The 14,381-nt window shown below is 74.1% G+C and carries 7 protein-coding genes; 1 reads left to right on the forward strand and 6 read right to left on the reverse strand.

The features are described from left to right. Positions 1 to 110: 110 nt before the first annotated feature. Complete coding sequence (locus STRNI_RS26120; RefSeq protein ID WP_277412122.1) at positions 111 to 3,758, reverse strand: bifunctional glycosyltransferase/CDP-glycerol:glycerophosphate glycerophosphotransferase; 3,648 nt, start codon at positions 3,756 to 3,758, stop codon at positions 111 to 113. A gap of 251 nt (positions 3,759 to 4,009) precedes the next feature. Here STRNI_RS26120 and STRNI_RS26125 point away from each other — a divergent pair, with 251 nt between their 5' ends. Continuing rightward, positions 4,010 to 4,696: a class I SAM-dependent methyltransferase gene (locus STRNI_RS26125; RefSeq protein ID WP_018091231.1), complete on the forward strand. Its 687-nt coding sequence runs from the start codon at positions 4,010 to 4,012 to the stop codon at positions 4,694 to 4,696. Between the two features lie 108 nt (positions 4,697 to 4,804). Here STRNI_RS26125 and STRNI_RS26130 read toward each other — a convergent pair whose 3' ends face one another. From STRNI_RS26130 to STRNI_RS26150, 5 genes are all read right to left on the reverse strand, one after another. Then, on the reverse strand, positions 4,805 to 5,761 hold the full coding sequence (locus STRNI_RS26130; protein ID WP_266449664.1) for a class I SAM-dependent methyltransferase: 957 nt from the start codon (positions 5,759 to 5,761) through the stop codon (positions 4,805 to 4,807). Positions 5,762 to 6,203: 442 nt separating this feature from the next. After that, positions 6,204 to 7,118, reverse strand: coding sequence for a carbohydrate ABC transporter permease (locus tag STRNI_RS26135; RefSeq protein WP_109890105.1), 915 nt, complete (start codon positions 7,116 to 7,118; stop codon positions 6,204 to 6,206). Beyond that, on the reverse strand, positions 7,115 to 8,368 hold the full coding sequence (locus tag STRNI_RS26140) for a carbohydrate ABC transporter permease (RefSeq protein WP_381845823.1): 1,254 nt from the start codon (positions 8,366 to 8,368) through the stop codon (positions 7,115 to 7,117). Before STRNI_RS26140 ends, STRNI_RS26135 begins: the two co-directional genes overlap by 4 nt. Before the next feature lie 265 nt (positions 8,369 to 8,633). Further along, the gene (locus tag STRNI_RS26145) at positions 8,634 to 10,013 is read right to left on the reverse strand and encodes an ABC transporter substrate-binding protein (RefSeq protein WP_277412123.1); all 1,380 of its coding nucleotides are present in this window, start codon (positions 10,011 to 10,013) and stop codon (positions 8,634 to 8,636) included. Positions 10,014 to 10,638: 625 nt separating this feature from the next. Continuing rightward, positions 10,639 to 14,058: an FtsK/SpoIIIE domain-containing protein gene (locus STRNI_RS26150; RefSeq protein ID WP_266449759.1), complete on the reverse strand. Its 3,420-nt coding sequence runs from the start codon at positions 14,056 to 14,058 to the stop codon at positions 10,639 to 10,641. Positions 14,059 to 14,381: the final 323 nt, after the last annotated feature.

Genomic DNA, 14,381 nt, shown 5'->3' on the forward strand with positions numbered 1-14,381 from the left:
CCGGGCTTGGGGTGTGCCGGGCCCGTGAGGACACCTGCACATGCTGTAACGACGCGAACGCCGCAGGATGCCGATCCGCACACCATCATCTTGCGGCGGACCGGCTCCGGTCACCGCTCCATCAGATCCGCGACCCGTCCCGCCGCGCCGCCGTCGTCCCGGTGGCAGAAGGTCTCCCGGAAATCCGCGTACGCCTCCGCCCCCGCCGCGGCGATAGCCGTCAAGTCCCCCAGCGCGTCGACCAGTTCACCGGTCGAGCTGAGCAGCGGCCCCGGCACCCGGGCCTCGAAATCGAGGGTGAAGCCCCGCAGGGTGTCGCGGTAGTGCGGCAGATCGGGGGTCAGAAAGAGCATCGGGCGGCCCGTGTTGGCGAAGTCGGCGGCCAGCGACGAGTAGTCGGTGACCAGCACATCCGCCGCCAGCAGCAGCTCCGTCGCGTCCGGGTGGGCGGACACATCGAGCGCGAACGGCGCATGGTGGGCCGGCAGCCGGTCGGCCACCATCGGATGGCCGCGGACCAGCAGCACATGGTCCTCGGCCAGCTCCCGCCGCGCCAGCTCCAGATCGAGCGGCAGATGCAGCCGGTGGTGGCCCGCGTCGTAGGCCAGATCGTCGCGCGGTGTCGGCGCGTACAGCACGACCTTCCTGCCCGGCTCGATCCCCAGGCGCTCCCGTACCGCCGCCGCCGTCAGCTCACGGTCGGGGGCGAACAGGGCGTCGGTGCGCGGCAGTCCCGTCTCCAGCAGCCGCCCCGAGTAGCCCAGCGCGGAGCGCAGCACCGGTGTGCTGTGCGCATTGGGCGACAGCAGCACGCTCCACTGCCGGCTGACCCGCGGCCGCGGCGCCAGATGCGCCAGGCCCGCGCACAGCGTGCCGGCCAGATCGGCGCCGATCCGCTTGAGCGGGGTGCCGTGCCAGGTCTGGATGATCCGCTGGCCGCCGCGGCGGGTGAACCACCGGGGCAGATGCGTGTTGGTGACCACCCAGCGGCTGTGCGCCAGCGCGCCGTGCCACTCGGCGCTGCCCACCAGCACCGCCCGGGCCGTCTCCGGCACCGCGGTCTGCGCGTCGCGCACCGCCCACAGATGCTCCACCTCCATGCCCCGGCGGACCAGCTCCTCGTGCACCGCGCGCGGGGAATCCCCGTACGCGCGGCCGCCGAAGCTGCTGTAGAGCACGGTGTCGCGCAGCGGGCGGGAACGGTGCAGCGAATAGTGCTGTTCGCGCAGCATCCGGCGGCGGTAGGGGCCGCGGTCGGTGGCGGGCAGCGCGGGCCCCGCCACCACCAGCGCCTCGTCCTGCCGGTGCCGGTCGAGGGCGAGCGGCTTGCCGCGGACCGTACGGGAGGCCGGCAGCCCGTCGAGCACGGACGGCGCACAGCGGACCGGGGCGTCCAACGGGGAGCCCACCGCGCCCCGTTCCCGCAGATGCAGCGTCCAGCGGCCCTCACGCAGCGGCAGCGTCCCGGCCAGCGAGGGCAGCGCGCCCAGCGGCAGTGTGCCGTGGAACCGGCCCTCGTCGTGCGTGGTGGGGAAGGCCAGCTCGGCGGCGTGCGCCCCGTGCTTGAGGACCAGTTCGGTGGCGTGCGGCGCGGCCGCCGGCAGCCCGCCCGACAGGAGCAGCGTGCCGTCCGTGCGCCACAACAGCCGGTCCAGATACGGCTGCGGGATGCGGTCGTCCAGCACGAGATGCCCCGCCGGAGTGGCGGCCACGACCAGCTCACGGCCGTGCGGCAGCGGATACGGGACCGGCGCCAGCCCGGGGGCGCAGGCGACCGGGTCGGTGCCGCCGCCGGGCAGTACCAGTTCCGCCGCCCAGCTCACGGTGTGCGCGGGCGGGATGGCCCGCGGCGCGCCGTCCCGGGTGGGGCGCGCCGCGGCGAGCGCGTCGAGCCGGATGCGGAAGGTGTGCGTCGACGACGGGGCGCCGTACGCGCCCCCGGACACCTCGCCCGCCTCCCCGGGGCCCGCCTCCCCGGGCTCCGGCTCCTCGGGCGGCGCCGTCTCCACCGGGAACGACACCACCGTGCCGGTCCCCTGGTGGGTCAGCCGCAGCGCGGCGGGCGGCGGACCGGGCACGGTGACGGTCAGGTCCAGATCACCGGCGGCCGCGGCACGGTGGCCGGCCAGCCGCCGGGTGCGGCGGTGCACCGACAGCCGCAGCCGCCCGCCCGCGTACCAGGGCGTGATCCGCACCCCGTCGTCCGCGCCGCCGCCGGCCACGTCGTGGGCGCGCGGCGCGGCGCCCGAGCCGGTGTCCGGTGCCTGCAGCGCCCCGGACCCCACCACGCCCGCCGACGCCAGCAGCACCCCGACGGTCCAGTCGCCCTCCTCCCAGTGCCCGCCCCTGCGCAGCCGGGCCGGATCGAGCCGCATCTCGAAGCCCGACCAGTCGTAACAGTGCAGCTCCTGACCGGACTCGGCGGTCGCCTCCGGCATCGCCACCGCGCGCAGCGGCAGCAGGATGCGCCGCCGCCCGCACGACAGCACCGCCGTCCTGAGGTAGCGGTGCCGGGCCGCGGCGTCCAGATTGCGGAGATAGGCGTAGCCGCGCAGCACCAGCACCCCGTCCCGCCACACCGCTTCCCTCACCCGGGCCACGACGGGGAAGTCCGCACGGTCCAGCCGGGTCACGCCCGGCGGCAGCTCCAGCGGCGGCGTCAGCGGCAGCACCGCCCGCTTGCGCAGCGGCGGCCCGGCGACGGTGAACCCGGCCGGATTGCGGGCCTCGTGGGTCAGCAGCGCCAGCAGATCCGCCAGCCGCCCGGCGCGGATCAGATACCAGCGCATCCGCAGCTCCACGGGGAGCGTGGGGAACAGCCGCGGATCCACCCCGGACAGGAAGTCGCGGGCACAGTCCAGGAACGCCGTCCGGCACTCCGGCGCCGCCCCCGGCAGCGACTCGACCAGGTCGAGCAGCCCCTCGGTGAGCTGCGCGCGGTCGTAGTCGCGCCGGTGGCCGCTCAGCCGGTCGCGGGCCGGATCGGCGAGGAAGCGCCGGATACCGGCCACCGCCGCGAACCGGTCCCGTACGCCCCGGGCATCCAGCCGCCGGTGCCGGTCCGGCCCCTCCGGCAGCCGCCGGTAACAGACGTGCTCGTGCAGCACATCGACCGCCTCGGCGAGGAAGAAAGCGGGCAGCGTCACCGCCGCGTCATGGCACCACTCGCCCTCCGGGAAGGCGAAGCCGTGCCGGTCCCAGAAGGTCCGGCGGAACACCTTGTTCCGGGCCACATGGTCGGACAGCAGCGTGAGATCGTCGCCGACGCGGGTGCGCAGCACGGTCTCACGGCCGGCCGGATGGTGGGCGGACTGGCTGCGGCCGGCCGCCCCGAGCCGGTAGACGTTGCCGGTCGCGAGGTCCGACCCGGACCTGTCCAGCAGGCCGACGAGATCCTCGTACGCACGCGGCAGCAGCACATCCTCGCCCGCGTCGAGGAACGCGAGGTAGTCGGTGTGCGGATAGGCGTGCCGGGCCCCGGTGTTGCGGACCGCGCCACAGCCGGGGGCCGGACCGTCCCCGGAGTGGTGGACGATCCGGAACCGCGGATCGCGGGCGGCGAAACGCCGGGCGAGGGCGGCGGGGGCGGACTCCGCGGCGCCGGCGTCATCGCGCCCCGCCGCGGGTGGGCCGTCCACCAGCACCACATCCAGCTCGGTCAGCGTCTGGGCCGCGACCGACTCCAGGCACTCCTCCACATTCCGCTCGGACCCCTCGATGCGATGGACCGGGACGACGACGGTGAGCCGTGGCTTCATACGCGGACCAAGCCTTTCCGGACTGGCGATGCACAAGACCGGTCCGTTCAACTCGCCCACGGCGGCACGGTCACCGGATCTGCGCTGAAAGGGTGAGGCGCATCATCGACAGTGCGTGGTCAGCTCATTACGCTCGGTGTGCGAAATCGGCGCGCCGTAGCGCCGGGCCGCGTCCGATGCCGTAGACCCGTTGCACAGCTTTACGGCGCCCCGCGCGCCGTGTTTCCCCCAGGGAAGGTGACCGCGTCCCGATGCCCGGCCGAACCGACAGCTCCGCCGCCACCGACAGCCCCGACGCCGGACCGCCCGGCAGCGACGTCCGGACCGCCCGGCCCGCGCCCGCCGCGGGCACCGCCCCGTCCGCCTCCACCGCGCGGCTGCCGGCCGAGCGGCGGCGCGGCGGCCCGGCGCGGCTGCTGCCCGCCCGGTCCCCGTTCCGCAGCCAGCTGCGGCGGATCGGCACCGGGCGGGTGCTGGAGATCGGCTGCGGCACCGGCGACACCCTCGCCGACTGCGCGCCCGGCAGCGTCGGGGTCGACCACGACCCGCAGTCCGTGGCGCACTGCCGGCAGCGCGGACTGACCGCCTACACGGCCGACACCTTCCTCGCGAGCCCGCACGCCCGTCCCGGCGCCTTCGACGCGCTGCTGACCGCGCACGTCCTGGAACACCTGGACGACGAGCAGGTCGAAGGCCTGCTGCGGGCGTATGTGCCGTACGTCCGGCCCGGCGGCGGAGTCCTGCTGATCACCGCGCAGGAGGCCGGACACCGGGCCGGCCCCGCCCCGGTGCGCTTCACCGACTTCCCGCTGCTGCGCGCCTTCGCCGAATCCGCCGGGCTGACGGTACGGCGGACGTACTCCCATCCGCTGCCGCGCCCGGCCGGGATGCTGCTGCGCTCCAATGTGTTCGTCCTGGTGGGGCAGGTGCCGCGGTAGACCCGCCGGGGCCCGGGGCCGGTGCCCGGACCCTGCCCGGATCCGGTGCTCGGGACCCGGTGCCCGGGGCCGCGGCGGACCCCGGCCGCCCGGCCCCGCGCGGTGCGGTCAGCGGGTACGGGCGCGCCGACGGGCGTTCACGACCGCCCGGGTGACCACCGGCGGCAGCACGTCCAGGGCGACCCGGCGCAGGGTGCTGCGGGCCGGGAGCGGCGCGCGCGGGCCCGGACGGGCCGCGGAGGCCTTCGGCGCCCGGGCCGAAGGCCGCGACAGGGCACGGCCGCCCCCGGACGTGTACCGGGACACCGGATGGGCGGGCTCCTTGGCGCCCTTGGCGCTCAGCCGGACCAGCGGGGCGTCGTTGACGTACTGCACCTCGTGCCAGATGTCCCCACGGGCCTTGATCCAGTCCACCAGCGCCTGCTGGAGCGGCTCCGGATCGCCCCAGGTCCCGTAGAACTTGGTGCCCGTGATGCAGATGGGGCGCAGCCCCTCGTTCGCGACGGCCTGCCAGGTCGCGGCGGCCACCCCCGGGCAGTGCTCGGCGCGGTAGTCGTCCATCACCACGACACCGTGGGAGGTGAGCAGCTCGCGCACCGCGAGGATGTCGCCGTGCACATGCTCGTACAGATGCGAGGCGTCGATATGGGCGAAACGCACCGAGCCCTCCTCGACATGGTCGGTGACGATCGAGCTGAGGCCCTGCACGATGGTCGGCAACTCCTCATGGAACGCAAGGTAGTTCGCCTCGAACGCGCGGCGCGTCAGGGTCGCATAGGACTTCTTCATCTCCTGGGAGTTGGAGGAGTCCTCGGCGGGGGAGTCGAAGAGATCGCAGACCGTGAAGCGCTCGCCGGCCCGCCGCCGCGCACCGAGGAAGATGGCGCTCTTGCCCATGTACGCACCCAGTTCGAGCAGATCACCCGGCTCCGAACGCTCCTGCTGGCGCTTCAGGAACCAGTCGAAGAGCAGCTGGTCCGCGGTGAAGAACCAGCCCTTGACCTCGGAAAGCCGGGTGGGGCGCGGGAGTTGTTCGGCACTCTGGTCTGCGATGGGGGCAGTCATGTGCGGTCCGTCTCCAGACGGTCGGGAACGTAAGGGCGTATGACGACACGTGCGTGGGGGGAGGAAGGTGCGGTATGTACCGGCGCTGTCTGCCGTGGATATGCGGGGAATACGGGGAGCGCAGGAAATCCGGGAATCCATGGACTCCGTGGACGCCACGGACCCCATCGACTCCGTAAGGATTTCTGCTGTCTGCTGTCTGCTGTTGTGCATCTCTGCAGTTATGGGCGCCCGCCCGGTGCCACGACCGCTGCGCAGGGGCGGCCCGGCAGGGGCCAGGGCGCCACGCCTCGCTCCACGAGACATGCGGGCGCCGCTCAGGCGGTCCCCATGAAGGAACCCGGTCGTACCCTGCGCGGCACGGCACCGACGGCATCGTAGGCGGAGGAAAGTGAACGGGAGATGGCGCGCAGCCCGGCGGCAGCGGGCCCCCGCGCGCAGATCACTTCACCGCACCGGCCATCACACCCGAGACGAACTGGCGCTGGAAGGCGAAGAAGACGATCAACGGCACCACCATCGACAGAAAAGCGCCGGGCGCCAGCACATCGATGTTGTTGCCGAACTGGCGCACCTCCTGCTGCAGGGCGACCGTGACCGGCGGATTGCCGCTGTCCGCGAAGATCAGCGCGATCAGCATGTCGTTCCACACCCACAGGAACTGGAAGATCCCCAGCGAGGCGATCGCCGGACCGCCCAGCGGCAGTACGACCCGGGTGAACAGCCGCAGCTCACCCGCCCCGTCCAGCCGGGCCGCCTCCAGCAGCTCGCGCGGGATCTCGGCGAAGAAGTTCCGCAGCAGGAACACTGCGAACGGCAGCCCGAAGGCCGTATGGAACAGGACCACCCCGGCCGTCGTCTCGAACAGCCCCACCGCCCCGAACAGCTTGGCCACCGGGATCAGCGCCACCTGTACGGGCACCACCAGCAGCCCCACCACGGCCAGGAACCACCCGTCCCGGCCGGGGAAGTCCATCCAGGCGAACGCATAGCCGGCCAGCGAGCCGATGACGACGACCAGCACCGTCGCCGGCACCGTGATCGCAGCCGTGGTCAGCAGCGAACCCATCACCTTGTCGTTGGACAGCAGCTGGCTGTAGTTGTCCCAGGTGATCTGGGCCGGCTCACTGAAGACCTGCCACCAGCCGGACTCGGCGATCTGCTGCGGACCGCGCAGCGAGGACAGCAGCAGCCCCACCGACGGCATCAGCCAGAACAGCGCGACGAGGACCAGGAAGACCCGCACCGCGCCGCCGCCGGTCCGCGCCGCGATCCGCGCGGCCGGCGACCGCCGGGCCCGTACGCCACCGGCGGCACCGGGGCGCCCGGCCGGTGCGACACCCTCCACGGTCGTCATCGGCGACGCTCCTTCCGTAGGCGCCGGAGATTGACGTACATCACCGGCAGCACGAGCAGCAGCAGGAAGACGGCGATCGCGCTGCCCAGGCCCTCGTCGACATCCGTGCCGAACGACGACTGGAAGAGCTGGAGCGCCAGCACATTCGCGGACCGGATGCTGGAGCCCGGCGCGATGATGTAGACCAGATCGAAGATCTTCAGCACATTGATCATGAGGGTGACCAGCACGACCACCAGCACCGGCGCCAGCAGCGGCACCGTGATCCGGCGGAAGACCTGCCACTCGCCCGCACCGTCCACCCGCGCGGCCTCCAGCAGCTCCCGCGGCACGGCCGCCAGACCCGCCGCGATCAGCACCATCGCGAAACCCGCCCACATCCAGACGTACGAGCCGATGATGGCCGGGGTGACCAGCGCCGGGCCGAGCCAGTCGACACCGCGATAGGCCTCCGCGAAGTTCGCCGCGGGCAGCCGCAGCCGGGCACCCTCGGCCTTGCCGGCGGGCAGCGCAAAGGTGCCGTCGGCCGCCGTCGTGGCCGAGGCGACCACCCTGCCGCCCCGGACCGCCTCGACGCGCAGACCGGCCAGCGCCTTCTCACTGCCGTCGACAGCATTGGGCCGGCCGCCGCCGCCCCGGGTGAAGTCCAGCCACGCGGTGCCGGTGATCCTGCCCGGCTGCGGCCGGGCGGCTGAGGCCGACCGCGCCCCGCGCAGATCGCCCGGCTGGACGGCGACCAGCGGCAGCAGCACGGGCGACCCCGACCGGACCGCCGACCCGGTGGTGAAGGCGCCACCCCCCGACGGCTTCAGATCGGCACGCGGCCGCGGCTTGGCGCCGGGGAACGGCGCCGGGTCGGCGAAAGTGTCGTGGACGCCGACCCACACCGCGTTGGCGACCCCGCGCTCCGGCGCCTGGTCGTAGACCAGCCGGAAGATGATCCCGGCCGCCAGCATCGAGATCCCCATCGGCATGAACACGATCAGCTTGAAGGCGGTGCCCCAGCGGATCCGCTCGGTCAGCACCGCGAAGATCAGCCCCAGCGCGGTCGAGACCGTCGGCGCCACCACCACCCAGACGACGTTGTTCCGCAGCGCCGTGCGGATGCCCTCGTCCGAGAACATCGCGCCGTAGTTGTCCAGCCCCACGAAACCGTCACCGGACGCGTCGAACAGACTGCGGTGGACGGAGAACACGATCGGATAGACGACCAGCGCACCGAGCAGCAGCAGCGCCGGCAACAGAAACACCGCGGCGAGCCACGGACGGGCACCCAGAACACGCCCGCGGCCCGCGCCGCGCCCTCCGGCCCTCCTCCGGCCCGCGCCGCTGCCTCCGGCCCTCCCGCGGTCCGGGCCGCTGTCTCCGGTCCTCCCGCGGTCCGCGTCGCCGCCTCTGGTCCTCCCGAGGCTCGCGCCGCCGCCTCCGCCCCTCCTGCGGCTCCGCTCGCCCGCCCTGCTGACCTCTTCGTCGCTCATGGTGACGGTCCCCCGGTCCCGGTCGAGGCGGTCGGCGTCAGTGCCCGAACGACGCGGCGGCGTCCTTCTCCAGCTGCGCCTGCGTACCCGCGATGTCCTTGGGGTTCTTCAGGAAGTCCTGCAGGTCCTTCCACTCGCCCTGGCCCGGCTTGCCGCCGAACGAGGCGGGCGCCTGGTCGGACATGTCGAAGCGGAAGTCGTCGCCCGCCGCGACCAGCGCCTTGGCGATCTCGCGCATCACCGCATCGGCGTACGCCGCCTGGTCGAGCTCCTTGTTGGGCGAGATGAACCCGCCCGCCTGCGCCCAGATCTTGGCGGCGTCCGTCGACGCCAGGAACGCCAGCAGCGCCTGCGCGGCCTTGGTGTCCTTGAGGGCCACCGCCACATCGCCGCCGGTCACCACCGGGGACTTCGCGCCCACCGCCGGGAACGGGAACACCTTGGCGTCCGTACCGACCCTGGCCTTGGTCTGGGTGATGTTGGCGGCGGCGAAGTCGGCCGAGGAGACCATCGCGGCCTTGGGGGTGTCACCACCGCTGAAGGTCTGGGTCACCGACGTCGGGAAGTCCGTCTGCAGCGCACCGGAGTTGCCGCCCGCCAGCAGATCCTTACGGCCGAAGAGCTGCCCGAGCGTGGTCAGCGCCCGCTTGACCGTCGGGTCGGTCCACTTGATCTTGTGCTGCGCCAGCTGGTCGTACTTCTCCGGGCCCGCCTGCGAGAGATAGATGTTCTCGAACCAGTCCGTCAGCGTCCAGCCGTCCGAACCCCCCACCGAGACCGGCTCCACGCCCGACTCGGCGATGACCTCCGCCGCCTTGACGAAGTCCGGCCAGGTCTTCGGCTCATGGGCACCCGCGTTGTCGAACGCCTGGGCGTTGTACCAGACCAACGACTTGTTACTGGCCTTGAAGTACACGCCGTACGGGGTGCCCTTGTGAGCGCCGAGATCCCGCCAGGCCTTCGCATAGTTCTTGGCAAGCTGCGCCTTGGCGCTCGCACCCAGCGGCTTGAGCCAGCCCTTCTGCGCGAACTCCTTGAGCACACCGACCTGTTGGAGCATCGCAATGTCCGGCGGGCCGCCACCGGCGACCTTGGACCCGATGAAGCCCGCCATGTCGTCACCACTGGGCACGAAGTCGACCGTGGCGCCGGTACGCTTCTCGAACTCGTCCAGCACCTTGCCGAAGTTCTCCCGTTCGGGCCCCGTCCACACCGCGGTGACCTGCAACTTCTGGCCCTTGAGCGAGGGCAGCTGCACCGTGGGGGCGGTACTGCCGCCCTTGCCGCCGCCGCTCCCCTCGTCCTTCGTGCCACCGCCGCTGCCGCCCCCGCAGCCGGCCAGCACCAGCCCGAGTACCGCGGTCGCCGCCACCACGGTCGTGGCGCGTCCAGCCGTCCGGTCGAGTCGTCTGCGCATCCCCGTAACCCCTTATCGCTGCGCCTGCCATACCGGGTGCAAAGAAATCCACCTCACGCCCTACCGCGACGTCCCTGCCGTGCAGTTCGTGTGGGCCGTGCCGTTCGTGCGGTGCGGAGGTGCGGTGGTGCGGTGCGGTGGTGCTGAGCGGTCCGAGCGGTGGTGCGGTGCGGTGCGGTGGTGCGGTGCGGTGCGGTGGTGCCGAGCGGTGGCGCGGTGGTGCCGTGCGCTGGGCTGCGCGCCGCGCCCTGCTTCCGCGCCGAGCGGCGCCGTCGCAGCGCACTGCCGCTGCGTCGCGCGGCACGGGTGCGTCCCGTGGTGCGCGTGCGTCGCGCGGCGCGAATGCGCCACACGGTGCGGGTACTACGTCGCGCTGCAGCCGCGTCGCGCGCTGCGCTGCACCGCGCGGTGCGGGAGCGGTGCGTCTGTCGTGTCGGTGTGAGGTATCCGGTGCGCTGCGTCCTGCAGTGCGGTGTGCGACAGTCCTACGCCCTGGCCACGGGGTCCGCAATACCGCCTTCCGCGTCAACCGGCCTTTCGTGACAGGGCTGTTATGGGCGACATGACGTGACGGGGCTGGGTGCCGGTGGCGTGACGGAGCTGGTCACGGGTGGGCGCCCGCGCTTCACAGCAGCGGCGGGGCGGCCGACGCCCCCGAGGACTGTGCGGCCCGTTGCAGTGCGCTGGCGAGCAGGGCCAGGTCCGTCGGGCCGTTGCCTAGCTCGCGCAGCGGGCGCCGGGCCGGCGGGTCGCCCATCCGCTGCCACTCCAGCGGGACGACCGTCGGCCGGAGGGTGGACGTCCGGGGTATCCGGCCCGTGACGCGGCCGGCCTGGAACGGTGTCGAGGAGCCGTCCGCCGCGCGGTGGAGCCGTCCGCGGCCCGTGGGTACCGGCTCGGACGGATCGGTGGTGGCGCCCAACTGGACGCGCAGACCGGACCGTTCGCTGGTCGCGGTCTCCGCCGTACGGTCCGGATGGCCGGTGGCGGCTATGAGGTGCACCCCGAGCTCCGCCCCGTCCCGGGCCACCGCCTCCAGGGCGCGTACCACGGACCCGGCGGCCGGGCGGCCCGTGCTGCCCAGCGCCGGCGCCACGAGTGCGTCGAAGTCGTCGACCAGGACGAACAGTCGCGGCATGGGCGCCGCGGGCTGCTGTGCGGTGTCCTCGGCGGGGGCTCCGCTTCGGGTGCGGAGGCGTAGGGTGCCGGTCGTTGACGGGTCTGCCGGGGTGGCGCCTCCTTCCTCCTTGTTCCGGCAACGATTACGGAGAGTGATTGGTTCCTGCTCTCCGTCACCGCCCTCGGTCGAGCGTCGTGGTGCGGCGATCCGCGGTGCCGGCAGATGCTTGCTGCGCCACTCGGCGAACGGGGTGCCGGCGAGTATCTCCGCCCGGCGCTTCAGCTCCGAGGACAGCGCCTGGGCGAACTCCCGCATCCGGACCGGGTCCGAGGCGGCGAGATACGTCGTGACATGCGGCAGGTCGGTGCACACCCGCAGTCCCTCGCCGCGCTCGCTGCCGCCGCCGTCGACCAGCACCAGCGACAGCAGGTCCGGGCGGTCGGCGGCGGCGAGCGAGGCGGCCAGTGAACGCAGCAGCTCGGTCTTGCCGGTGGCCGCGGCGCCCTCCAGGAGGAGATGCGAGCCGTCGGCGGCGAGGTCGGCGCACAGCGGGCCGTGCGGTCCGGCGCCGAGGACCGCGGCGGCGCCGGGCCGGTCGGTGTCCAGGGCGGCGGCCCAACGGGCCATCAGGGACGCCGGGGTGGCGCGGGCCAGCCCCAACTCGTCCAGCAGCCGCGCCGTATCGGGCAGCGGGACGGCCGCCCGCATCGCCGCGCCACCGCCGGCCGTGGCCGTCGGGTCGGTCTCGCGCAGCGGCGCCAGCGCCCGGGCGAACCGCTCCGCCCAGGCGCCGGAGACCGCGTCCACCGTCGCGACCGTGCCGTTGGGGCCCGAGCCCGGCTGGACGACGCGCAGTGCCGTGGCGACATCGCCGCTGAGCACCGCGACCGCCCCGCACTCCCCGAAGGCGGGCGAGGCCTTCCGGGCCGCTTCGTAGGTCGCGGCCAGCGGGAAGGCGGGGGAGGCGGCCGGGGTCTCGGCCAGGCACAGCAGATGGATACCGGCCGCCGGACCGGCCGCGGCCAGCCGGGCGGTGGTCTCGCGCAGCGCGGAGGTTCCGGGGTCGCCGTCCACGATCACGAGGGTGTACGGGCCCTGGTGGCGGGCCGCGGCGGCGGCGATCTCGGCGCGCTCGGCCTCGGCCCAGCCGGGGCCCAGCGGGCCGTCGTCGAGCCGGCGCACCAGCTCGGTCGCCCGCGCCTGGGCCTGATCCGTGTCGTAGGCGAGCAGCAGCCGGCAGTCCTGGCCGCGGTCCGGGCGGACCTGCGGCAGCCAGCCGAGCCAGGACCAGTCCGCCACCCGCTCCTCGGCCGGGCGCGCCCGGTCCGTGCTGATCAGCACGATGTCGAGGGTGGCGGGGGAGTGCAGGGCGGCGAGCTGGGCGAGGGCGCAGCGGGCCAGCCCGGTCAGCCGCGCCCGCGGCCCGGCGAGGCCGAGGGAGCCCGCCCGGCGCAGTTCGACGGTGACCGGCACCGCGGCGCGGCCGCCGCTGCGGGCGGCGGTCCCCAGCCGGACGGTCAGCGCGTCGGGGTGGTCCGGGCCGCGCTCCCAGAGCCGCGGCCCCGGGCCCAGCGCGGTGAGCAGGATCGCGGCGGCATCCGGCCATCGTTCCTCGGCGGCGGGCCCGGAGGGCCCTTCGGCGCTCCGGGCGCCGCCGGGGGCGTTCGCGCGGGCCGCCGCGGGGTCACCGGCCGGTGCGTACTCGGCCGCGAAGGCCTCGTCCGGCCGCTCCACGGCGGGCCGGCCGCCCGCCAGCCGGCGCGCCCAGGCCCCGATACCGCCCCGCCGCCCGCCCTTACGGGGTACCTCGTCGGCCGGGACCAGTGCCTGCTGCCCGCCGTGCGTCCGCTGCTGTGCGGCGTCCGCGAAGCCGCCGGCCGGTTCCCGGACGCCGGGCCCCCAGCCGGCCGACGGGGTGCCGTCGTCGGTGGTGCGGTCGTAGACATGGCCGGTGGAGGCGTCCGGGAAGGGTGTACCGGCGGCGCGCGGCGAGCCGGGGCCGGGGGCCGGTGCGCCGGAGGCCGTTGCTCCGTATCCGGTCGGGGTGCCGCGCAGGGGGGTGTCCCGCCGTCCGGGCGCGGCCGGGGCCTGCGCGGGCGGGGGAGCCGTCAGGGGGGCGGACGCGCCGCCGGCCACCTGGGCGTACGCACCGGCTCCGGAATAGGCCCCGGCGGTGGCGACGGTGGCCCCGTGCGGGCCCGCCGCCCCGTCTGTCCGGTACTCCTCGGCCCGTCCCGCCGTGACGCTGTCCGCGGTGCCCGGGGTGATCCGCAGATGCCCCTCGCCGTCCGGTGCGGTCGCCAGGGCGGGGTCCGGGGCGCCGGGCGCGGACTGCAGGCGCAGGGCGGACTCGCCGATACGGAGAAGGGTGCCGGGCCGCAGGGGTGCGGGCCGTTCGTCGAGGTCGGTGCCGTCCACGGCGGTGCCGTTCGTGGAGTGCAGGTCGGCGACGGACACCGAGCCGTCCGGTTCGACCGTCACGGCGCAGTGCAGCCGTGAGACATCGGGGTCGTCGAGGGGGACGTCCGCGTCGGCGGAGCGGCCGATGCGGATCTGTCCGCCGTGCAGCAGATGCACCCCGCCGGCATCGGGCCCGGAGATGATGCGGAGCCGCGCGGAGCCGTGCGGCAGACCGTGGGCCGGAGCAGGTCCCGGGCTCTGGAGGGAGAGCACCGCGCCGTCGATCAGCGGGGGCTCGCCGATCGCCGCGCGCTGTGGATCGAGCCGCTCGGACCCGGCATACAGGACGACGGGGCCGCTGCCGCCGCCCGCACCGCCGACATCCGCACCCGAGCCCGCCACGGAGGCGGCGAGCGAGCCGGCCACCGCCGCCAGCGCGGTCCCGGCAGGGGCCGTCACCAGCACATCGCAGGCCCGTGTGGTGTGGCCGCTGCGCGGCCCGAGGACGGTCAGCCGGATCTGCATCGCCGTCAACGGTCCCTTCTGCCGGGATCCGGCAGGGGGCCCGCTCGCTCCCCCCACCACACCCGAGCACGTCGGCACGTACAAGTCCCAAGTGCACGTCGCGACAAGGACCGTGCGCCCCACCGCATCGTGCTGGGTGCATCCTCGCACCTGCCACTGACAACGCGCCCGCCGACCGCCGTTCAGTGATCTTGATTGGTCTTCTAAGGGCGAAAAAGTGCCTGCTTGCGCGCCGTGCCCGGCCGGATTTCGACCGCCGTGGTCAGCTCGGAAGGTCTCCGGACCGGACCGCGCGGGCCCCGTCCGCACCGTCCGGGCTCCGG

This window comes from Streptomyces nigrescens, from assembly GCF_027626975.1.
GTDB lineage: Bacteria > Actinomycetota > Actinomycetes > Streptomycetales > Streptomycetaceae > Streptomyces > Streptomyces nigrescens.

What these genes read in the sequence shown, in the direction of transcription:
- STRNI_RS26120 (WP_277412122.1), bottom strand. Translation starts at nt 3,758, where the DNA reads ATGAAGCCACGGCTCACCGTCGTCGTCCCGGTCCATCGCATCGAGGGG.
- STRNI_RS26125 (WP_018091231.1), top strand. Translation starts at nt 4,010, where the DNA reads ATGCCCGGCCGAACCGACAGCTCCGCCGCCACCGACAGCCCCGACGCC.
- STRNI_RS26130 (WP_266449664.1), bottom strand. Translation starts at nt 5,761, where the DNA reads ATGACTGCCCCCATCGCAGACCAGAGTGCCGAACAACTCCCGCGCCCC.
- STRNI_RS26135 (WP_109890105.1), bottom strand. Translation starts at nt 7,118, where the DNA reads ATGACGACCGTGGAGGGTGTCGCACCGGCCGGGCGCCCCGGTGCCGCC.
- STRNI_RS26145 (WP_277412123.1), bottom strand. Translation starts at nt 10,013, where the DNA reads ATGCGCAGACGACTCGACCGGACGGCTGGACGCGCCACGACCGTGGTG.
- STRNI_RS26150 (WP_266449759.1), bottom strand. Translation starts at nt 14,058, where the DNA reads ATGCAGATCCGGCTGACCGTCCTCGGGCCGCGCAGCGGCCACACCACA.